This window comes from Shewanella sp. GutCb (genome assembly GCF_002836135.1).
Taxonomy (GTDB): domain Bacteria; phylum Pseudomonadota; class Gammaproteobacteria; order Enterobacterales; family Shewanellaceae; genus Shewanella.
Map to the genome: position 1 here is coordinate 64,856 of NZ_PJBL01000016.1, position 22,732 is coordinate 87,587.

At 44.4% G+C, this 22,732-nt stretch carries 18 protein-coding genes; 7 read left to right on the forward strand and 11 right to left on the reverse strand.

The genetic code is table 11. The features are described from left to right. Positions 1 to 54: 54 nt before the first annotated feature. From CXF86_RS08815 to CXF86_RS08825, 3 genes are all read right to left on the reverse strand, one after another. Positions 55 to 1,425, reverse strand: coding sequence for an NCS2 family permease (locus CXF86_RS08815; RefSeq protein WP_102038804.1), 1,371 nt, complete (start codon positions 1,423 to 1,425; stop codon positions 55 to 57). 1,053 nt (positions 1,426 to 2,478) lie between these two features. Next, complete coding sequence (locus CXF86_RS08820) at positions 2,479 to 2,721, reverse strand: alcohol dehydrogenase catalytic domain-containing protein (RefSeq protein WP_219622724.1); 243 nt, start codon at positions 2,719 to 2,721, stop codon at positions 2,479 to 2,481. 38 nt (positions 2,722 to 2,759) lie between these two features. Continuing rightward, the gene (locus tag CXF86_RS08825) at positions 2,760 to 3,170 is read right to left on the reverse strand and encodes a YybH family protein (protein WP_102038805.1); all 411 of its coding nucleotides are present in this window, start codon (positions 3,168 to 3,170) and stop codon (positions 2,760 to 2,762) included. 194 nt (positions 3,171 to 3,364) lie between these two features. On the opposite strand from CXF86_RS08825, the gene CXF86_RS08830 reads away from it, so the two are divergent. Beyond that, positions 3,365 to 3,703, forward strand: a complete 339-nt coding sequence (locus CXF86_RS08830) for a winged helix-turn-helix transcriptional regulator (protein WP_101090026.1) — start codon at positions 3,365 to 3,367, stop codon at positions 3,701 to 3,703. A gap of 1,359 nt (positions 3,704 to 5,062) precedes the next feature. Beyond that, positions 5,063 to 5,758: a 2OG-Fe(II) oxygenase gene (locus CXF86_RS08835; RefSeq protein ID WP_101090025.1), complete on the forward strand. Its 696-nt coding sequence runs from the start codon at positions 5,063 to 5,065 to the stop codon at positions 5,756 to 5,758. A gap of 299 nt (positions 5,759 to 6,057) precedes the next feature. Here CXF86_RS08835 and CXF86_RS08840 read toward each other — a convergent pair whose 3' ends face one another. Then, positions 6,058 to 7,290, reverse strand: a complete 1,233-nt coding sequence (locus CXF86_RS08840; RefSeq protein WP_180961036.1) for a DEAD/DEAH box helicase — start codon at positions 7,288 to 7,290, stop codon at positions 6,058 to 6,060. 605 nt (positions 7,291 to 7,895) lie between these two features. Here CXF86_RS08840 and CXF86_RS08845 point away from each other — a divergent pair. Further along, positions 7,896 to 8,441: a YgjV family protein gene (locus tag CXF86_RS08845; protein ID WP_101090023.1), complete on the forward strand. Its 546-nt coding sequence runs from the start codon at positions 7,896 to 7,898 to the stop codon at positions 8,439 to 8,441. Between the two features lie 157 nt (positions 8,442 to 8,598). After that, the gene (locus CXF86_RS08850) at positions 8,599 to 8,970 is read left to right on the forward strand and encodes a PilZ domain-containing protein (protein ID WP_101090022.1); all 372 of its coding nucleotides are present in this window, start codon (positions 8,599 to 8,601) and stop codon (positions 8,968 to 8,970) included. 51 nt (positions 8,971 to 9,021) lie between these two features. Here the strand turns inward: CXF86_RS08850 and radA are convergent, their stop codons facing one another. Then, positions 9,022 to 10,395, reverse strand: coding sequence for a DNA repair protein RadA (radA, locus tag CXF86_RS08855; protein WP_101090021.1), 1,374 nt, complete (start codon positions 10,393 to 10,395; stop codon positions 9,022 to 9,024). A 160-nt stretch (positions 10,396 to 10,555) separates the two neighbouring features. On the opposite strand from radA, the gene CXF86_RS08860 reads away from it, so the two are divergent. Beyond that, entirely contained in the window at positions 10,556 to 12,982 is a 2,427-nt protein-coding gene (locus tag CXF86_RS08860; RefSeq protein ID WP_102038807.1) for a PilZ domain-containing protein, read from the forward strand. Between the two features lie 119 nt (positions 12,983 to 13,101). Here the strand turns inward: CXF86_RS08860 and nrfD are convergent, their stop codons facing one another. From nrfD to CXF86_RS08880, 4 genes are all read right to left on the reverse strand, one after another. After that, positions 13,102 to 14,049: an NrfD/PsrC family molybdoenzyme membrane anchor subunit gene (gene nrfD, locus CXF86_RS08865; protein ID WP_101090019.1), complete on the reverse strand. Its 948-nt coding sequence runs from the start codon at positions 14,047 to 14,049 to the stop codon at positions 13,102 to 13,104. Further along, complete coding sequence (locus CXF86_RS08870; protein WP_101090018.1) at positions 14,046 to 14,618, reverse strand: 4Fe-4S dicluster domain-containing protein; 573 nt, start codon at positions 14,616 to 14,618, stop codon at positions 14,046 to 14,048. The genes nrfD and CXF86_RS08870 overlap by 4 nt, the downstream gene beginning before the upstream one ends. A gap of 12 nt (positions 14,619 to 14,630) precedes the next feature. Further along, positions 14,631 to 16,907 carry a thiosulfate reductase PhsA gene (gene phsA / locus CXF86_RS08875; RefSeq protein ID WP_180961037.1) on the reverse strand — a complete coding sequence of 759 codons (2,277 nt, stop codon included), beginning with the start codon at positions 16,905 to 16,907 and terminating at the stop codon, positions 14,631 to 14,633. Between the two features lie 296 nt (positions 16,908 to 17,203). Then, positions 17,204 to 18,988: a sensor histidine kinase gene (locus tag CXF86_RS08880; protein ID WP_102038808.1), complete on the reverse strand. Its 1,785-nt coding sequence runs from the start codon at positions 18,986 to 18,988 to the stop codon at positions 17,204 to 17,206. 157 nt (positions 18,989 to 19,145) lie between these two features. Between CXF86_RS08880 and CXF86_RS08885 the strand changes: the two genes are divergently transcribed. Further along, complete coding sequence (locus CXF86_RS08885; RefSeq protein ID WP_101090016.1) at positions 19,146 to 19,754, forward strand: response regulator transcription factor; 609 nt, start codon at positions 19,146 to 19,148, stop codon at positions 19,752 to 19,754. 27 nt (positions 19,755 to 19,781) lie between these two features. Here CXF86_RS08885 and CXF86_RS08890 read toward each other — a convergent pair whose 3' ends face one another. Then, positions 19,782 to 20,690: an alpha/beta fold hydrolase gene (locus CXF86_RS08890; RefSeq protein ID WP_101090015.1), complete on the reverse strand. Its 909-nt coding sequence runs from the start codon at positions 20,688 to 20,690 to the stop codon at positions 19,782 to 19,784. Between the two features lie 222 nt (positions 20,691 to 20,912). After that, complete coding sequence (gene serB, locus CXF86_RS08895; protein ID WP_102038809.1) at positions 20,913 to 21,884, reverse strand: phosphoserine phosphatase SerB; 972 nt, start codon at positions 21,882 to 21,884, stop codon at positions 20,913 to 20,915. A gap of 78 nt (positions 21,885 to 21,962) precedes the next feature. Here serB and CXF86_RS08900 point away from each other — a divergent pair, with 78 nt between their 5' ends. Then, positions 21,963 to 22,670: a YtjB family periplasmic protein gene (locus CXF86_RS08900; RefSeq protein WP_101090013.1), complete on the forward strand. Its 708-nt coding sequence runs from the start codon at positions 21,963 to 21,965 to the stop codon at positions 22,668 to 22,670. The last annotated feature ends 62 nt before the right edge of the window (positions 22,671 to 22,732 follow it).

Genomic DNA, 22,732 nt, shown 5'->3' on the forward strand with positions numbered 1-22,732 from the left:
GCCAACAAAAAGGCCAGCCTCACGGGCTGGCCTCAATATTCAGTCGTAAACGGATTAAATCGCCCAGCCGCCCAGATAGAAAGTCACTAAACCAAGCGTAATGGCGATAACGCCAAGCCGCAGTTTGCGCCACTCGCCGCTGCATATACGGCCAATCACCAAGGTGACAAACCCAAGCATTATCCCTGTCACAATATTACAGCTTAAGATAATAAACACAGCGCAAGTCAGACCCGCCATCGCATCCACTTTATCGTCAAAATCAAGCTTAGTCACGTTGCTTAGCATCAGTAGTCCAACATACATAAGCGCTGGCGCCGTTGCATAAGCCGGCACTAGAAAGCTTAATGGCGCCAAGAACATCATCATTAAAAACAGCAAGCCAACAATGGTCGCCGTCAGGCCCGTTTTACCACCCGCAGCGGTTCCGGCTGCAGATTCAATATAAACGGCAGCGGGAGCGCCGCCGACAACACCAGCAACAATACTGCTGACAGAATCTGACGTCAGTGCTTTACCACCACCCACTATATTGTCGTTCTCATCCAGCAGTTCAGCTTGCCCAGCAACAGCACGGATAGTACCAGTAGCATCAAAAATTGCCGTCATCACCAACGCCAACACAATCGGCAGTACCACAGGGTTCAGCGCGCCCATAATATCGAGCTGGCCGATCATTGATGTTTCAGACATCAAGTCAGGCAATGCAAATAAGCCTTGGTAAGTCACGCTAGGATCAAATATTAAACCAAAGATTGATAAGCCGACAATCACCAGCAATATGCCACCAGGCATGCCACGGCGCTCAAGCCCTATCGTCGCCGCAAGACCAACAATAGTGGCAATAACCGGCAAGCTATTAATATCACCCAGCTTGACGGGTAAGCCAGCATCGTTCGATACAATCAATTGCACGCTATTGGTCGCAATAAGCAGTAAAAACAGACCAATACCAATACCCGTACCGTGAGCAATACCTTTTGGCAGATTAGTCAGTACCCACTGACGTATACCGGTGACACTCACAAGGGTAAATACGATACCCATAAGGAAAATAGCGCCAAGCGTGACAGGAATCGATATCCCCTGCCCCAGCACCATACTAAAGGCTGTAAATGCCGTGAGTGATATTGCACAACCAATGGCCATCGGCAAGTTAGCCCATAACCCCATGAGTAACGACCCAAACGCGGCAATTAAGCAGGTAGCAATAAATACCGATGCAGGATCAAACCCCGCAGTACCCAGCATGTTAGGCACCACAATCACCGAGTAAACCATCGCCAAAAACGTCGTTAAGCCGGCAATGACTTCACGTTTCAAGGTACTTCCACGGGCAGTAATATTGAAATAGCGATCCAAAAATGAATCGGTGGCAGACACAGCGGCAGAGTTAGAGCTAGAGAGAGCCTGTTCAGACTTCATAGTAGTTATACCTTTTGATCTCTTAAATATTATACCCAAGCCACTTCAATATGTTCGTTTCAGAGCCCCCGTAGGGTAGCTGAGCAAGGCAGTGATTGAGAGAATGGTATTCCCTTTTCAATATCACTAACACAGTGCAGCTATTCTACGGGAACTCCCGTAGGGCAAGGCGAGAAGTACCATTTTTCGGCGTTATGAAATATTGAATTCGAATAACGAGTACTTCAATTTCATGCCTTGAACTCTGTCACTTCTCGACATGCTGAATACTGCATCTTGAGGTCGTTTGGGTATATCAGTAAACCAATGGTTATTCATTGGCGATATGGCTATGGCAGGTAGAGCCCCAAACGAGATTGACTTGGGTGAGAGATCCACTTGGCGCTGATAGCGCTAGTGACCTGCGAGTATTGGTGTAAACACATTTGTGGTACACAATGTCTGGTAAAATTTACTCTTACCAACATAGCCTTTGTTGGCGCGGAGTTTACAACAATCGACAATCAGTAAACAGGAAGCAGCTAACATATTTGTGCTACAAATGTAAAAAATAGCTTCAAAATGAAACAGCGTGTTCTGTATATAACACAATAAAAAGGTCCTGCTGTAAGTGACAACGCTAACTGTTAATTATGGTGCTACTGCTATTGAAGCGTATTAGTCGAGAATAGATATGTTAGTTTTAAAGCTAAACACGTTTTTGGGCAGAAATGAGATAGCTTAGCAGAACAACTTGGGAATAATTGGGAGTCATCCCGGCAAGGCTTCTGGGCCGGGATCTAGTGCCATTACCTAAAACATCTACTTATGATGGAAAGCAGCTCATCCACTATGTTCCTTTGCAAGCCGCCGTGAATACCTCCATGTAGGCTCTGCTGAAAAATCCCTTTTTCAGAAGCTTGCACGTTCCACAGCAGATGCTCTGCCAGCGAGTTCAGAGTAGCGTGTGTTCACACGAGTTCAGAGTAGCGTCTAGCTCATTTCTGGACAGAACCGAGTTAATGCAAAAGGTCTAAAAGTGAGCTGTGAGATTAGGAAATGTACGGTAATAAATTAAAGTTTACACTGACCCCACATATTCAACCCCACATATTCACCAGAACCTTCCATACCAAGTGTGAAAGGCGGTGTTGGTAAACCTGGAAAGGCCCCTTTTCGAATATAAGTGTCCGCGAGCTTAACACCGCTATACGCTACCTTTATAAGAACTTGAGTGGGTGTAATTGATGGCTTTTCAACTTCATTGACAACTAATTTATCGATATCACCAAACGACTGAACCTGTACTGCTTTCATTTTGAAATTCCTCTCTAAACTATTCATTATTGCTAAAATTAAAAACCATATGGATTGTCGATAACGTAAACCCAGCCACCGTCCACGTAATGCATAACCTCTAAAGCAGTGCCATGCATAGCATTTGGTACTTCCCATTCTGAGAGGATCATGGCTACGTCACCATTTACATGAATAGAAACACTTTTTGTGACCATCTTTACATCACCTTGCATAAAGCCCTGTAATACCTGTTTAATCGCTTCATGCCCCTTAGCTTGGTTGCCTTCTTCATCTAAAATAAATACTGCATCTTCATGAAAAAGCGTACTTAATCCTTCTATATCTTTCTGTGCAAAGTATTGCCCAAATAATACATGTAACTCAGCAGGCGTTTGTGGTTTCGAGTAATGAGTTCCTGCCTGCAGACAGAATGAAAACAAAGTGGTTAAAAGTAAAATGTAACGCATAACTTAGTCCTGTTAATTGTTGGCTCAGATACAACCAATATCTTTGCCTTGTCGTTGTAAGTTATAATAATGAACTTGGTTACTATTTGAAAGTAGCTTCCAAAAAGTAACTAGTTACCCCTATGTAACTAGTAAGCTGTGATATCGATCGATATTAAACTGTAGATTAAAGAAGAACGAATGAGGAAAGAGTGATGCCAATAGAAGTGAATCATCAAGTAAAGCCAGCCAACTATTGTAGTGTGGACAAATACTTAACATTGATATCAACTAAATGGACTGCACATATCGTATGGTTGCTAGGCCAACAGGAAGAGATGCGATTTGGTCAAATACGTAAGCAGTTGGCATTAGTCTCAAGTAAGGTACTCACTGAGCGTTTAAAGTTGTTACGAGAGCATGGATTTGTTTGGCGAAAACAAGAAGACACTATCCCGGTCACGGTGAATTACGGTTTAACCCCTAAAGGTATAGAGCTTGCTAATGTGGTCGATATTATTGTACAAAAAGCCGAACTATGGGATGCGATGTAGTTCATGTACCCACGACTCAGAATGGTCGGATAAGCGGCACTGGTTACCAAGTTCCGCTCTCCTAAGAACCTACGTGCAACTTTCACTGCATACGACTCAAGCCTCCACCAAGGCGTACTATGTTACCCGGTAACCACAGGGGTTACCTTTGCAATACTCACTTGAAGCTTTGATACTTTCTGCTCTATGACTTTCCAATCTTTGGATTATCGTTGAGCAAAGCAAGGAGAGTCACTAACTTCAATCGAAGTCAACATTTGCGTTTCTCCATTAACAAAGTTCTTCTAATTTTCTTGCAACGGGAGACCAGCTGGAAGTGGGATCACTTTCGTGGCAAACACAAGGTCTGTATCTGCATAATTACAATGCAGCATTGGCTTTCTCCAGTCTCCTTTACCGGCACCACTATCGGCTATCTTCACAGATAACTTTCCCAATGGGAGCGATTCAGGCTTACCGTGTTCCGTATGAAGCGTAATGTCAGTTTAGATGCCCACTCTAGTGCGAAGAGCTATATGACCACGAAAGAGCATTTCTCAATATCTTTCCAGCTCTCGTTGCCTTTTGGCCACAGCGTATAAACCACTTCCGCTGCTTCTCATATAACGCACCTTACGTGAATTCACATATGTTCATCATACTCACTCCCTAGCACTTACCCGACTTGTGGTTATCAGGAAGAACATCCTCTCACGATTCTGTTCCCATCCGGCTATAAACCGAATTTCGTTACATTGTCAGACTCGCTGCTTTATTCAGAGTCTTAGGGTCATCTGGTGATAAAGATGGTTCACTCTTATCGTGGTGAACAACGCTTCATACGACTTCACGTCGCACGGCAGGAATGAGTTACTTTCAAGCTGAAATGGTTCCAATGACCTGCGGTCGGCGTATGACAGACGCTACTGAGACTCACCGTGAACACATCTGACCTCCAAGGACGGAGGGAATGCCAAATTATGTAGGGAACAGAATTGGCCTGTTTTCGAAGGCCTCAGCCGTATCTACATTGGGTTATGGAAGCGCAATACTTCGCCATTTGAGTTTTCAATTTAAAGACACAAGCCTTAAATTAAACGATATTATCAAACAGAATAAACTGTGATCACAGAATCAAATCTCCCCCGTTGGAAATTTTGCTTTTTAAATTTCGCCGGGGCGCTGAGGGATTGCCAAGGGGCGCAAGCGCTTTGACCCTTGGCTCTGGTGTGGGCGAAGCAACACGACCTTTGCTGTTATTAAACCGTTCCGTCGCAGCTTAAAAAACAAAAGACAATAACCAGTAATAGGGAATTATTGTTCAACCCTGTATTATCAAATCTTTAGCTGATGCTCTAAAGATACAAGCGGGTAGTTTTAATGTGGTTAAATGAAAAACAGCTAATCGATTCAAGGATAGTTGCATATCGAGAGTCTTTATTGAGCTCTTGTCCCAATCATATCGTGATTGATAACTTATTTGATAAAGACAGACTCGATGACGTAATAAAGGTGTTGCAGCAACCGCATGACTGGCAAACTCAAAAACATACTTATTCTGCTTTATATGTCGATAACCTCCAATGGGAAAATACGACCACAGAGCAACGCTTTGTACAGCGAGATGTTTGGCAACGTGCAGCGGCGAGTTCCAACAACGACTCTACCAATATAGCTCAGGCTTTTTTGTCATTTTTGCGCGGGGATGAGTTTATGTCGCTGTTATCACGTATTTTTAATGTGACGATAACCGATATGAATGTGGCTGACCCTCTAATCAATACCAATTATTTTCGCTTAGGCGCTGCCGACTTTGTTGAACTGCACGCGGATGACTCTCCCGGAAGAGAGATCTGTATGTTGGTGTATTTAAATAAAGAGTGGCACAACAATGCAGGAGGTGAACTTACTTTTATAGGTAAGAATAATCAGCCTATTAGTATTGCGCCTTTATATAACCGCTGTATTTTGTTTGACCCCTCTTCAAAGGGCTCTGAACACTGGGTGGAAAAGCTGAATGCTGAATATACCGATGAATATCGCTATAATGTGACCAGTTGGTATTGGTCTGAATAATGTACTCTTCTATAAAATGCTCAGACTTTAAATAACACACTGTGCCAACAGATAACCATCATCCACATCGAGGTTACCTAAGTCCGTTAAGACTCCTTGTAAAGCAACGTCCGTATGCTCACTCGGCGTGGGCATCGCTTTCAAGAGATAAGCCGTTCGCTGACATCTGACCCATAAGGCTTATGATATTTCAGATATCACTCAAGCATTCCCCATGTCCGTGTCGGTCAGATAGAAAATGTCACTATAATGTCAGAAATATCACTGAACGGTCATCACCACCGCAAATAAATGAAACTTTAACGTCCGCGCTTGCTACCCGCTAATGCGCGCTTTTTGGCGCGCTGCCTTTGTGCCGATTTACTGTTTTTGCGTGTTACAGGTTCAACCTTGGTAAGATCAGGCTCAAAGCCCGCTAACCACTGCTGCGGCAGACGTTTATCCAATAACGATTCAAGCTCCTCAAGTAACAGCGCATCATCTTCACTGTACAGCGTTATTGCTTTGCCCTTATTACCTGCGCGGCCTGTACGACCAATACGGTGAATATAGTCTTCTGCAATAAAGGGCAGTTCATAATTAATCACATAATCAAGCGCTATAATATCCAGCCCACGAGCGGCAACATCAGTGGCCACCAGCGCCTTGATTTTTCCCATCTTAAAATCGTTGAGCACTTGCTCTCTAGCACCTTGGCTCAAATCGCCATGCAGTGCTTTGGCTTCAACGCCTGCTACAATCAGCTTTTGGCTAATCGTATCGACGGTCTGCTTCTTACGACTAAATATCAACACCTGTTGCCATTGACCTTTGTTAATCAGGTGGCTTATCAGCTCAGGTTTTCTATCGCTATCTACCGCATAAACAATCTGTTCAACATTATCCGCGGTGCTGTTGGCTTGATTGGCTTCAACCCTGATCGGTTGCTGCAACAATCTTTTACTCAGCTCAAAAATAACTTTCGAAAACGTTGCTGAAAAAAGCAGTGTCTGCCGCTGTGGTGGCAACTGTTTTAATATGGCATTAATTTCATCCATAAACCCCATATCCAGCATTCTATCGGCTTCGTCAAACACCAATGTTTCTATTGCAGATAGCGACAAAGAACCTCGACGCAGGTGATCAAGTAAACGCCCAGGCGTTGCCACCACAATATCGATGCCATCGGCTAACTTTTGAGCCTGAGCATCAATGCTGACACCACCATAAATCACCGTACTCTTGACTGCGGTGTTGGCACCATATTCAGCAATACTCTTATTAACCTGTAACGCAAGTTCTCTTGTTGGCACCAGCACTAATACCCGTAGTACCTTTTGCTGGCAAGTTTCAGTTTTCTCGATTAACTTTTGCAGCAAGGGTAAGGTAAATGCAGCCGTTTTTCCGGTGCCAGTCTGAGCACTGGCCATCAGATCCTGACCCGCTAAAATGACTGGAATCGCAGCCAATTGGATTGGCGTTGGTTCGATATAGCCTTTTTGCGTGAGTACGCTAAGTAAAGTATCGCTTAATAATAGGGATGAAAAAGACACCAGCATATTCCTTAAAGTCGTTCTATTCAGCACCAGATGGCTTGCGCGCATATTAGCAGAAAATAGCCGTTTTGTTTTACCAACTCTCTTGACTACCAATCCGACCCAACTCAAACAACTTATTGGAACATTTTTGCACTCTCCCCCTATAACCATCATTGGTCAATGAGGGATCAAATAACCTGATGAACAGTAAAATAATTGCGCTATTACTTACTACACTATCGATTTATTTGGCCCGATTGATGACTATTTTGATGCCGGGAATGCCACGCAGGAGACAGTAGTCTTTTATAGGCAAGCTAAGACAGTGGTGAGAGTGAGGTAACGATGAGCAAAATGCTAATGCTGTTGGCTTTAGATACACCATTGCCCAGCGTTATGGCTTACATATGGGAATGGATGTTGCCAAGGGTCCAGAAGACGTTGCGTGGAACGTTAACTTAGGCCCTGGTTTTTAACAGACCCGAAAACGTGACCCAGATCACAAGTTAGAGCGAAGTATGATAAAGCAAATGCTAAAGTGACGATGAGGTCACAATTTGAACGGCTAAAAAAACGACAATAGCTGCCGGTTTAATGTTGTCGTTATTGTTGGTCATTTAGTGTTCGAGTTATCACATCAAGCTTTACTTTGGGTTCAGGCATTAGGCTTTGTGTCGATGACCATTGGTTGGTGGGCAAATGCCCAGTTATGCGACCGAAAATTATTATCAGGTAATCTTTTAGCATCCGGCTTAACCGCTATTCACTTAGGCCTGCTTGGCAGTACCTTAGGGATGATGAATCAGCTACTTAATATTGGCCGCTTTGCGACTTGCCGTAGCGAAAAAGCACGCTGCGGTTGGCGTATCACACTATTGCCCTTAGTGTTTTCAGCGTTAGCAGTGACACAAGGTCTTATTTGGGCTGAACATTGGTCTGAATGGGCGGCGGTTGCTGCTGCAGTCTTAATGAGCTACGCGCTTTTTTATTGCAGTTCAACCCGACTACGTTATGCCTTGCTGATCAGTAATCTGTTAAACCTCACATTATCGGTACACCTGCATTCTTGGTCAGGTATCGCTTATCAGCTCGTCACCATCGCCATTATTTTAAAAGGGTTACCTGCCATTAAGCAGCAATCTTACGTGTTAGAACGCACCACTTAAATAACATGTTATGCACTTTATAATGAAGTTACGCCTAAATAGGAGTAATTCCTTTCTCTAACGTTGAGTTGAGTTAACTTATAATATATAAAAGCACTTTAGAAATAATCTAAAACACTATTCAAGTGCAAAATGGAAGATTTAGAAGGGAGTCACTATGGATGAAAGACGACAGTTTTCACGAGTTTCATTTGCCAATCAAGCCCAGGTGAAATGCAAAGATAAAGTATGGCAAACAACGCTATTTAATATCAGTCTCAATGGTGCCCTCATTGAATTACCACCGCAGTTTGCACCAAGCAGCCAACAACTCCAGCTGAGTTTTTTTATTGCTGATTCCGACATTCAGGTGCATATGGATACCCAGCTTGTGCATCAAAAAGACAATCTATTAGGCTTGGCTTGCAGCCATATTGATGTTGAAAGTATTAGCCACCTGAGAAGATTGATAGAGCTCAATGTCGGTGACCCTAGCTTACTCGACCGAGAACTTGCCCTATTTATTGATACACACAACCAAGGGAAATAACCACTTTTCAGGGTGGTACTTCCCATGGATGCATTTCTCATAAATGCATCACTAATTGATAAGTTCAATGAGCTCATGAATGGTTTTAACAGAGTGAATTGTTGCCCCTAGCCCTTCCATCGATTTATGGTAGTTCCTAAAGGGGATATAGATTTCGGTAAAGCCATGCTGCACCGCTTCTTTCACTCTAGGCACACCACTGTCTATCGGCCTAACGTCACCATTAAGACTCAGCTCGCCCATGATGCAAGTCGTTCTCGGCACAATAAAATCGTTTAAACTACTCAGTAAAGCCGCAACCAACGCAAGATCGATGCAGGTTTCAGACTCATCAATTTTTAAGCCACCGACTAAGTTAAAGTAAGTGTCGTGGAAAATCTTGGTTTTGGTATGCTTACGTAAAATCCCAGTTAACATCTTAATCCGATTCATATTGAGCCCGACGCAGACTCGCTGCGGAAACTCACCCTCGGTTTCAGTGGTTAGACACTGGATTTCAAGCAACAAATTGCGATTGCCCTTTCGAATACAGGTAATAGCGGCACCTGCGGAATCGGTACTCGAGCCAGAAAGGAATATTTCACTCGGGTTATCGACACTCAACATGCCGCGCTCAGTCATGCGAAAAATACCCACGGTATCGACATCACCAAAACGGTTTTTGTTAGCTCTAAGCGTACGAATTTGACCATCGTTACACTCAATATGCGTTAAACAGTCAACAATGTGGATCAGGGTTTGTGGCCCTGCCGTTTCATTATTCTTGTTCACGTGAGCGACCAAAAACATGGTGACATTGTTTTGTTTACAATACTGCGTCAGTGCCTGTGCGCTGCCCTTCACTTGTGAAGGGGAACCAGGGCTACCGTTAGCCATTTCAGTGACTACGGCTTGAATAGAGTCAATCACCGCAAACTTCACCTGCTTCGCTTCTAACTCAGCAATAATCGCTTCAACACTGGTTTCAGCCATAAGGTAAAGGTTGTCTTCATTACAATTGAGCTTTAAACGGTTCACGCGATTCTTAAACTGCGACAATGATTCTTCTGCGGTACAATAAAGCGACGGCATTGATTGCGACATACGCGAGACTAAATCAGAGAGCAAGGTCGTTTTACCCGCACCCGGATCGCCAGAGATAATATTGACTGAACCTGTTGTTAGGCCACCGCACAACACCCGGTCTAGCTCGCCAATGCCAGTCAATCTCTTTTCCGCATCGACCTCTTCTATCTCGTTCAGCTTTTTAGAACCGCCGCCCACAGAGCCTGCGTAACCTAAACGGGTTGCAGTGGTGGGTTTTGCGGTAGAGATCTTTATTTCACTAATGGTATTCCACTCTTGGCAAGCGCTACATTGGCCCTGCCAGCGAGGAAAGTCTTGACCACATTCATTACATACGTAAGCTGTTTTATTCTTTGCCATGATTCTTTCTAGGTAGTATAAAGTCGATAAAGTATCGGCGTTTTCAGCCGATAGCTAAGGGTACAAGGAAGATAGTACTGTAAATTGGGTTTATTCCACAAAAACTTGCCAATGAGCCTATCAGCCATTGGTCCAATAAGCATCCAAAAAGAAGTAATAGATGAGTTTAGATCTGCATAATGCGCTAATAGAACAACTGACGCCTTTGCTAATGGAACCCAATTTCCATGCCCTGTTTGAGCAACTAACAGCAGAAGAGTCAAATTCGACTCGATTTCTCCTCAAGATGGAGCTTAATAGGCTTGCATCCAGCTGTGCTCGAGTCATCGACTTACGCAACAAAACAGATCTTGAATGCGAAACTTTCGAGTTTGGTACGCAAACCCATTTTATTGATCAAGCTACAAAAGCCAATTTTTTAGAGGCATTAGCCCTTTATCGAGAGCAATATACCCTAGGGGTTTATGAGCAAGTGATTGCCGCCCATAAAGCCCGCGTACTAAAAGCACGCACCAATGCAGATATTGAGGTAAGCCCTGTCGATGCCCCTTATATCGCGCAAGGCATTGTATTGGGCAGCTACTTTGCACGTTGCGAAGAGCGCATGAATTACAGCATGAAAATTGAAGTATCCCAAACGATGCAGCAATATCTGGGGATCACCGTTGATCTATCGGTCGGCGGCGCAAGAATTCGTCTGCCAGCCAAGCAGACACTCAATGTAAAACAGCCTATAAAAATCAAACTACTCGAGCTTAGCGATGATTATTACCACCAAGATCTACAACAAGGTGTTGAATATGAGATTGTCGATATTGAAGGTAATCAAGAATATAGCTGGCTAAGGCTCAAACGAATATCAGGCAGTGACGCCTTGGCTGACATGCTCAGAAAGCTCATCAGAGGCCATAAGTATCGCTATAAAGTCGATGTTAATGATGTGCTGGTCACGACTAGAGGCTTAGGTTTTGAACGGCACTACTTACCGCACATACCTCATCTTGCGCTATTTATCGAAGATAAAAAGCTTGAGTCATCCGCTGATGATGCCCCTCTATATCAACCAACACATATGTTGTTGGGGCGAGATAATCAGGCGATTTCACAGTACTTTAAAGATGAATCTGGCATTAGCCAAATAAATGCGCTGTTAACGCCATCAAGACTGCACGCTATCATCGGCGCCGATGAAACCAGTCCGCATAGCCAGCTATTTTGTTTTACCTTTCAAGCACAAGGGGGCAAATACTTTTATTCAGCCACTCTCGCAGAGTTGCAAGGTAAACAGCTACAAGCACTCTTTTTCAGCTTTGGCGCGACAAAACCCAGTTGGCGGATATTTCATGTTGCGCGCCAAACAATCGATCACAACCAAGCTTACAGAGCTAGCCTATTGCCGGGCGATGACGCCAGTTATAATGCATTGACCGAAGCTCAACTGGCCGCATTTACGCATGTTATTCAGTTGATTGATGTCACCAACCATGCTGCTAATGGGCAGTATCAAACCTGGAAATCCCTTAACAACTGCAACGTTAATGAGCTCAAAGTGTTTGGCCAGCAAAAATTAACATTACCGGGTTTGAAACAAGTCTCTATGGAGTTTAGCGAACGCCGTAATGAAGCGCGTTTTGCCTTTAGGACACCAGTGGTATTGAGTCAAGGAAATATCAGTACTAGCGCCTACACCCAAGATATCTCCAGTAAAGGGCTGCAGATCACCACTGATACTGCCGTTGAGTTTAATCAGGCTCTGCCTATCGGGCTCAGCTTTCCGAAACTGCAAACCATTGCAGGTAAAGTCGTACTGCAGCAATTACCCTATCGACTGATCCGCACTCGAAAAAATGGCGTCACCTTGCACCTTGCGGCGCAAGTCGGCCATACACCACACGTTGGCGTTGAGTTTCTTAACCGTTTAATTGAACACAATAAAAGCAAGTTTCAGAAACTCACAGAAAACAACCATGATGTAAAAGAGCTTGCCGATGGTATGAAAAATCTGCTGATGCGCAAGTTGGTGTCAGTGCCTTTCTATCTAGAAAAAACCGTAAAATCGGCCTATATTTCTACGGTTGGGATTGGTGTTGAACAAAACCCTATCGCCAATATATTTGCTAGCAACAGTAAAAAACCGTTGGAATATGACTTAGCACCGCTGTTCCAAGACGGAAAGCTTAAGCGCGATATCATAGTGCCGATCCGTACAATGAAGCCGCAGAATGGGCTAGCGTTTTATGAAGTTTATGTGCAAATTTCTCGGCTGTCGCAAGGCAAGGTAGACGTTCTGTGTATTACGGATTCAGATTTTAAAGATACCGCTCAGTTATTACACTTTATCCAGCAGAGTCGACAGTTAGGTGAGTTTATGGCATTGCGGGTTTATCGCGGCGCTACCGGAAAACCGGACTTAGATTATATCCGTCGTGAACGGGAATACATAAAGATGCACGCACTGCACAAGGGCACAAAACTAGAAGAACAACTCTGGCGCGTTATTGGTGTGGGTGAGCTACTCGATATCAGCCGCGAGGTAATACTGCGTTTCCCTGAATTAATCACTAGTGCAGTCAAAAACTTATCGTAATCTTCTACCTTAGTAAGTTAATTTACATCATAAAAAGCCCAAGCATAGCTTGGGCTTTTTGTTTCAGTCACAGTGCCAGCTGAAACGATGTCTCCCCGTCAACTGACATCGACTACCGATTAACTGATATAACTTTGTCCGGCGTAGACCACAAAGTGTCTAAGCGCGAGTACCCCTAAAATAGTACTACAAGAAACGGTAATCAAAAATCCCTTGGTATGGCGCCAAGACTTAGGTGCAAAGATGCTCGACAGTACCGGCACCAGCAGACCAAGTCCTACCACTCCAATCCAAAATACACTCGCCCATACTCCTTGAGTAATCGCACCTAAAGCACCTTGAGCTGCAGGACCTGAAAAGTTTAATCCAACAAATAGCAGCACTAAACAGAGGGCTTCGTTAAAAGCGACTGGATATTCAATACGATGAACTTGGTCAATACAGTCAGACTTCTCTTTACTAAAGAACAGAGTTGCCACTAACACGTTACCTGCTGAACCAGCTGACAATGCCGAGGTTAAAAATAGCGCTGGCAATATTGCAGTGTTCAAAATCGGATAGCTAATGAGTGCCGATAATAAGAAGCCAGTGTACGCACCTACTCCAATTGCCAAAACAAAAATCAGTTTATGGATACTATTTTCAAGCTGACGACAGACTTTTAGGATCCCAGCCAGCCATGGTGCATATTTCAGAACCTGCTTCTCAAACACTAACGCGGCAAACACAAACACCAGTGGAATATAGACCAATAACGCCAGTACCCCCCAAGCCATCACCGAGGTTAAGTTGTAGTTAAGCAGGATATGATAAAACTCGAACGGCTTAGTCAAATCCAAAACTAACAGCGCCATACCTAAACTGATAGATACCGGTGCCACTATTGCGGCCGCTTTTATCACCGGCAAACCTTCTGTCGGCAAGCCTCGGCTTTTCTTGTACCATTTTAGCCCGATAGCGACCAACATTGAGCCTGCAGAGAGCCCGGCCATGAATAGGTATACTGCGATGATCCAGTTCCAAACGACGGGATCATATTGCTCCATTGAGCCCCATATATTGTTCATGCTTTGATCCCTCCTCTACGACTTGGAATTCGATAAACTCTTGGCTCTGTACCAAGATTTACCTTCTGTTGGTAACTAGGCTTAGTGTCTAACACCTTGCGCACTTCAGAGGTCAAGTCATTAGCATCACCAAAGGTGAGCGCTTGAGTTGGACACACTGTGACGCAAGCAGGTTGTTCACCCCGGGCTAAACGACTTTCTTTACAGAAATCGCATTTATCTGGCACCCGGGTTTCAGGGTTGATAAAGCGCACTTTATAAGGACACGCTGCGACACAATATAGGCAACCTACACACTTGTTTTCATTAATAGACACTATGCCATCGTCGTTGACATAGGCTGCGCCCGTAGGGCAAACCTTAACGCAAGGGGCATTTTCGCATTGCTCACACGAAACACGGTTGTACTTAAAATGTAAATGGGGGAAGTTGCCATATGGCCCTTCAATTCGAACCTGCAGCCGGGTCACCGACTCAGGAACATTATTTTCACTGCGGCAAGCCACGTTGCAAGCTTGGCAGCCAATGCACTTATTTTCATCGTGCACAAGAACATAACGCTTAGTCATAATGATCTCCGATTAAATCTTGGCAATTTTGACGCCGGTAGTATGCAGGTTCATACCTGTCACCGGAGACGTAACGTGGGGAAGTAAGTTACCGCAATGCACACCTTTACCGGTCGCTCGCGCAAGCTCTTTGTTCTTTGAACCGCAACCCATATAGGCAAAGACAGTGTCAGGACGAATACCAGGGGTGACTAAGGCATGACCCTCTTCGCTGCCGGTATCGTTGTAGATTCTGATTTTGTCACCACTGGAAATATTGAGTAGTCCAGCCGTAATAGGATGGATCCACACCGCATTATCAGACATCAAACTCGCCAACATCGGCACGTTTTGAGTCGCCGCGTTGGTATGTACCGCAACCTTGCCCTGAATGAAGAACAACTCGTCCGCCTTTTTCATGGTCACTTCACGGTATTTGATCACCCCGCGACCCGGCGCCATCTTTTCGACTTTGTTAGAGCTGAGCTCAATCTTTCCTGAAGGTGTTTTAAAAGAGAGGTGACTTGCGTACGTGTCATCAGCATCAGTTGCGATAGCATTTGGATACGTATTGGCAAACTGCTTCACCATTTCCGGTTCACGCAACAACAGTGGTTCGCCATAACTTACCCAGCCATCACTCTTGATTTTATTGAGTAGCGGCACATTCTTGTCGACTTGAAACAGTTGCAGCGTTTCCATGTTCTCCCAAGGGAAGAATTGACCTTGACCCAACGAGTTAGCAAGCTCCTTCCATATAAGCCAGCTAGGCTTAGTGTTGCCTATCGTTTCAACGACTTTTTGGCGCACGTAGTAAGCTGGGTTTTTACCCGACTTATCAACTATCTCTTCGTCGCGCTCTAGGTAAGTTGATTCTGGTAGGAAAATATCAGCATAAGCTGCACTTTCACTAATATAAATGTCACAAGCGACGACAAAGTCGAGCTTCTGCATCGTTTTAACGACCCTAGCTCTGTCTGTCATGGTCTGCATTGGATTGGTACGGCTCATTACCCAAGCGTGCAGTTGATAAGGCTGAGCTTCTAACGTGGCATCAAGAATGGTTTGATACACCCCACCGGATGACCAAATAAGCGCGTATTGTTCATCGACCATGTCGATTCTTTTGGCCTTAGGTTTAGGCATACCTTCGACACCTGGCTTTGCCAGTGTGGGGGCGACTTTATCTCCAGCAAACTTATTATACTTAGAGGCTTTCTTACCAAAGTACAAACCACCTTTGCGCTCGATATTACCCACCAACACATTGGCAGCATATAGCGCCCGGCGCATCTCAAACTCTTCGGTAGTAAATGATGAACGGTGGCCAAAATCGACGAGTGCGTGCGGCGCTGCAGCAGCGTACTCATGGGTGATACGGCGAATATCTTCAGCGGGAACATCACTGATTGATTCGGCCCACTCTGGGGTATAGGCTTTGACTTCTTTAGCAAATTCAGCAAAACCTGACACAAACTCAGCGACAAACGCTTTGTCGTATAAGTCGTCTTCGATCAGAGTGTGACAAATGGCTAACGCTACCGCAACGTCGGTACCTGGTTTAATCGGATACCATTCGTCAGCCTTATCAGCCACAATCGAAAAGCGCGGTTCAAACACCACAAGCTTGGCGCCTTTTTCCATTTGCGCATTCATCATGCCTCTCGTTTCAGACATGTTTATGCCTTCATAGAGGTTATGACCAAAGTTGATGATGTACTTTGAATTGCCTAAGTCACGCTTTACTTTACCGCCAAATATCGCTTTGGCTGCAACCACATAACCCGCAGGGCAAGTCGATGCGTGAGTAAAAGTATTGGGACTACCAAATGCCTTAGCAAGGTGAAATAGATGACCTGAGAGTGAACCCGATTTAGAGGAGAACGCAACCGATTCGGCGCCGTGTTTAGCTTTAATTTTATTGAGGTTTTCAGCAATTGTAGCGTAGGCTTCTTCCCACTCAATCTCGGCCCATTTGCCCTCGCCTCTTTCGCCAACGCGTTTTAATGGCTTAACAATGCGTTGCTTATCATATAACTGGCTATGCCCTGCTCCGCCACGAGCACATACAGCGCCGCCGTAAGATTTAGCATTTTTATTACCCAGAATTGAGACGTTCTTGCCATTAACGACCCGAGCCGAAATCGGGCAGCGAGTTGAGCACATTTCACAAATACTGGCGACAGACTCTGCACTGCCCTTCAATGTGGAATGCCCTAGAGCAGCTAAAGAACCAGGCAGTGTTGCGAGTGCGCAACCAGCGGTGCCCGCTCCAGCCCCTTTGATAAAGGTTCGCCGATCTAATTTCATGATTATTCTCCCAGTAGACAATGGTACTAAGTGCGTTGAAGGGGGAGGTTCTAGCCACGTTAATCAACCTTAAATTAGCTTGATTAAATAGCTATCCGCCCTAAACTTTTCACTATTGTCTGCTAGGTGTTAAACGTTGAATATTGTGGTAAACCACATATCAACACTAACGATGTAAGCTTTGTGAAGCGGTTCACAGTTCGAAAAACAACCGCCACAAAGGAGGTTCACTTGTCTATTGTGGTAAACCACATATCGTTATATTTCAGTTATCAAATACAGTTAGACATATAAAATCAACTTTCAACCTTTCGCTCACAACCCCTCTTTTTTAAGCTGATTTTGGCAATACAGCCGGCCTGCTTGTCGTCCCGAGTTTTTAACGAGAATGCGCCATCGTGCTCACTGACCACCTCATTACAAATAGCCAACCCTAGGCCTAATCCATCCTCTTTGGTGGTAAAAAAAGTAGCCATTACAGAATCAGAGTTCTGCGATAAGCCGGTACCATTATCAATAACTAAGACATCGACTTGATATTCTTTAAATATCAGTTCAATAGTCACCTCACCTCTGCCTGATGCTTGGGTTTCGGCAATGGCGTCGATACTGTTTTTAGTTAAGTTAATTAATACCTGTAACAAGCCTACACGATCGGCGGTAATGAAGAATGGCTCACCTTTAATACGCTTATTAATTTGGATATCTCTGCGTTGTAATTCCAGCTTCAACAGAGAAATACACTCATCCACAAGACTCAGAATATTGACGTCAGCCATGACTGACTCTCGGCGCTTAAGTAAACTACGGATCCGGTGCACCACCTCTCCAGCTCGAGTGGACTGTCGATGAATTTTTTCCAGCAGTTCGATACTCGCGGCGACATCGCCAGTTTGATTTCCCTGAAGACGCATAATACCGCCTTCGCTATAACTGGTAATGGCAGCAATCGGCTGATTAATCTCATGCGCTAAACCGGCACCAATCTCACCAATAATAGAGGCGCTTTGTAATCTTTCAAGCGTTATAGCTTGTTGCTTTAGCTGCCTTTCTGTCTCAATTAACGACTCACTCTTTTGGTGGAACCGATATTCAATCCATAAATGATAGATGGTTGCCACCACAAAAATAAAAATGGCGAAGATGCCCCAATGCCGATTATCTTTAAGCCAGTTCTGCACACTCTCCCAACGGCTACTATCAGTGCCTTTAATATGTAAATCACTAAAAAGTTGGATCACTGCGAGCTGACTAATGGGTGATGTCCAGCCCATCAACTGGGCCTTTATCGCTGCAGGGTGTTCAGTTGGCAGCTCCATTAAAGCTTGGGTGATCTGCTTACTCAAACGAATACCGACACTTTCATTCGTAGCAAAGGACCAATTGGGATAAAGATGAGTGCTGCATTGGCAATCAAACCCATCTGGTCGACTCGGATTAAGAATACGGAAGTCAGCAGCGTTAATGAGGCCGCGAGAGACCATATCTTCAAAGGTACATAGCGGTGTAATAGCGGCGTCAACGTTGCCATCTCGGACTTGATATAATAAAGGGTCCAACGGAAACCCTAAAAACTTAACCTCTTTAAAATAGTCTTCAGCGTCCATACCCAACTTGTGCATTAAGCCGACGGTGGCCTGATACCCGCCCAATGCATGAGGATCACTCGCAGCGATGACTTTGTCTTTCAAGTCATATAAAGTGCGATAATTACTTTCAGCTTTAACGATAATGGCTGAACCAATGGCCGATGTAGCCCCCTTGTGACGCCGAGAACGCATGGTTGCCAGCCAAGATAATGGGTATTGGTTGGAAAGATAAAGATATTGACCAGGATTAGTAATAATAAACTGGATCTGCCCTAACTCCATTGCGAGGTTAAGCGCTTCAAAATTACCGGGATAAACATGAAACTGCGTTCCGGGGACCTGCTCATCTAAATACTGCATCATTGGCGTCCAGCGCTCGAGAGCTTGCTGGTTTCCCCAATTAGATAATACGCCAACATATAGCGCTTGAGGCTGTGCCCAAGCATTCGAAGTGCTACACAAAAGCAATAAACAAAATAAAACCCGATACACACAGTTCGCCTCACATGAATTATCAAGCTTAAGCTTACGATAGCCCGATGTAAGCTCAACGTGATGAGAATCATGCTTTGTAAAAAAGATGTTCGCATTAAGTGGTGAACTGAGATACTTATCTTACTAACGCCGTAAACGTGAAAAAGGATCGCTAATGCCACTGTTAATCAATGGGCCTGTCTACCTTGTGGATGATGATGACGCTATCGTTGACGCCATCACTTTCCTAATGGATGGCTATGGCTACAAAATGATGAGTTTCAACACTGGAAATGACTTTCTAGCCACAGTTGATCTCAGTCAACCGGGTTGTGTCATTTTAGATGCGCGTATGCCGGGTCTCAGCGGCCCACAGGTACAGCAACTGCTGAGCGAAGCTAAGAGCCCATTATCGGTGATTTTTTTAACGGGGCACGGTGATGTGCCAATGGCAGTAGATGCGTTCAAGAATGGAGCTTTCGATTTTTTCCAGAAACCCGTGCAAGGCCAACGACTATCGCAATCGATTGCCAAAGGGCTACAACATAGTGTGCATCTGCATTGGCAGCTCAGTAATCAGCAGATGATTAATCACTTATCTGAACGTGAAACCCAGATTTTTGAATTGATTATTGCAGGAAACACCAACAAACAGATGTCAAACTCGCTGTGTGTTGCGCTTAGAACCATTGAAGTGCATAGATCAAAGCTGATGAACAAACTCGGGGCAGCCAACTTAGCAGAATTACTTAAGCTGGCGCCATTGATGAGCTCAGAAGACTAGCGGCTGTTGATCAGCTAAACAAAAATATTAACCGTTTAAGTGGCTGTACCAATCTCGCACTCTGGGAAAGTGATCTTGCACCGCGTCTTTATGGGTCAACATTCCCGCATGATCGTAATCATGCTTAAAACCATGTTTACGGCATAAAAGCGTATAATCGACCTGTTGCATTTGGCATTCGTTGATCATGCGTTTCACGTCGCTTGGGTTGCCCAAAACGGTATCCCCTTGGCCTGCAATAAACCAAGACTTTGGCCACTTAGCATTTTTTGCCGCTTGGCTATAATCAAAGCCATCGTCATGATCAATCCAATGTCCCCGAACCCAATCTATACTTTGCAATAAAGAAGCTCTAGATTCATTATCCATGCCCATTTTTAACTTATCAGCGGGCAGGTAACCACGATGCCAAGCAATAAAGGGCGCGAGTTTGTTCCATACCAAGTCCACTTGCAACCACTTGCTTAAAGACTTAACTTCGATCCGGCGCTTACTGCCAAAAGTGACGAGCGAGGCCACGGACGCTTGTAAAGAGTCGTATCGTGCAATAGCGCTTGCCATCAACACCCCACCCCATGAATGACCACACCAATGGACAACATCTGTTTTAGGATGTAAAGCGAGAATATATTGCTGAATAAGCGGTAACTGCTCCCGAATAACCTCCCCCTGCCCGGCACTAAATCCTGGACCAAGTTTAGGGGTACTGCGGCCGCGACCTAACGTATCAAGCACGTAAACAACCACCCCAGACTCCGCCAAGTAGCAACCAAGACCTTTACCCGAATCACTGTAAAAAACCCGACCATTAGACATAGCGCCATGCAACATTAACAAGGGCGGCTTACTCATATCAGCATTAACGGGGATCAATTGTCTTAAGTGAAGATAACCATGATTGTATGGCACATAGAGGGATTTTTGCTGGATATTCACGCTTTAGTACTCGCTTTTTTAACCACTAAACTACTGAGGTAAAAACAAAAAAACAAGAGTAATAACTCTAACTTAACCATTTAAACAAGTGATGATAGAAAGCTTATGGCTAATCAAGTTGATAGCTATAGATTAAAACACCGATAAAACAAAAAAGCCTACCAAGTATTTTTGGCAGGCTTGTCTATGACAGTTTATCGGTGAAATACCGCTTTAACTCGCTTACTTAAGCTGAAATAAGTAGGGTAAAGCCTTAAGGTTAAGTTTGCTGATATTAGCATCAGCCACTGCTGCGAGTTTTGGCTTAGCGTGATATGCGATGCCAAAATCTGCAATATTGATCATAGGTATATCATTGGCACCATCACCAATCGCCACTTTCTGGCCTGAGCCGATGTCCCACGTCTGTGCACAGTTAACCACACAATCGGCTTTAAACTGAGCATCGACAACTTGGCCAGAGACGGTGCCGTTGAGTTTTCCGTCAGCAATATCTAACTCATTGGCAAAGGCGGCATCGAGATCCAACAGCTGCTGCAGATGATTAACAAAAGGCCTAAAACCACCCGATGCCACAACAGTACGCCATTGGTGCTGTTTAAGCTCGGTTATCGTTTCCGTTAATCCTGGCATCAAGGGCAGCTGAGCGCATAATTTATCAATAATGCTCGCATCGGCATTCGTCAGTTTAGCCACTCGGGCGCGCAGGCTCTCTTCAAAATCGAGTTCTCCTTGCATCGCTTGCTCGGTAACCGCGGCGACGGCTGCACCAACACCCGCCATTTCAGCAAGTTCATCAATACACTCAATCTCAATCGCCGTAGAATCCATGTCCATGACCAACAAACCCGGCTGATTTAATACCGGCGCATCAGCTTTCATCTCAAATACTTCAAGCTGTGACAAGGATGCTAAAGTCACAAACACTAAGGGTTCAAGAGCGCAAACCTCAATACAATTCAGCCCTGTTGTTCGCGAGATCATCGCCAAGCTTAATTCTGCTGTATTTGACAATAACCAACTCTGTACGAGACTTAGATGTTGGCTATCGGAAAATAGGATCCGATAACGATGATGACGAGCTGGAAAATAAGCCTCAACATGGCGAGTAAATCTTTGTTCCCCAGCGTTAAAAGACATGCTACTTTCACTGCTTAACCATTCAAAAACAGTAGATTGACTCGAATTGTCCATTAGTTATGATTCTCCAACTACCGAGTACCGACATAATCAATTATGATTAAGTGAGTACACTATAAATTAAGGGTTTCAGTGTTTTATTTAAAAGGCCTAAAAAAGAGCCATAGAATAAGCAGGATATTACAGATCCTTGTCGCTATCGCATTATTCATTGGTCTGGATCAGCTGTGGGAAACTAGCCTACTACAAGGGCAACAGCTTCTAAAGTCCCAAACCGAAAAGATGGCAAGATTATTAGTGCAGCAAACAGCCTACGGCGCGGCCCCTGCACTTCAATTAGAGAATGATGAACAGCTGCAGTGGCTGGCAACCGCCTTAGTACTTGACCCTAAAGTGATGTCTGCCAGTATTTTTAGCGAAGATGGCGTAAGGCTGTCCTTCGCACAAAGCGTGACCCAAGAAGACTACGAAGCTGATTCAGAGGAGATGGCACTGCTGCTTGAGCAATATCCACCGTATGTGGAGTCCGTGTCTCAGGACGGTCAAAACTTGGGATATGTGGAAGTGAGACTAGAACCAAAGTACTTTTTTAACGAAATTAAAGAAGCGCATCAAATCAACATGGAACAACAGCAGATGATGCTTATCATTGCTGGGCTCATAGGCATGTTGCTATCACGAGCACTGTCGTTCAAACGTGCTGATTTTGATAGACGTAAAGCGAAAGTAAAACTGCGGCAGTTACTCAGTCAACGAAATGCTAAACATAGACAGCTAGAAGCAGATAACCAAGATAATGAAACGTCAACGTCAGCAGCAAGCGAACAAAAAAAGGAATAGAGCCCTGATAGTCAGTGAACTATAGATACAAAAAACGGACATTAATATGTCCGTTTTTTATG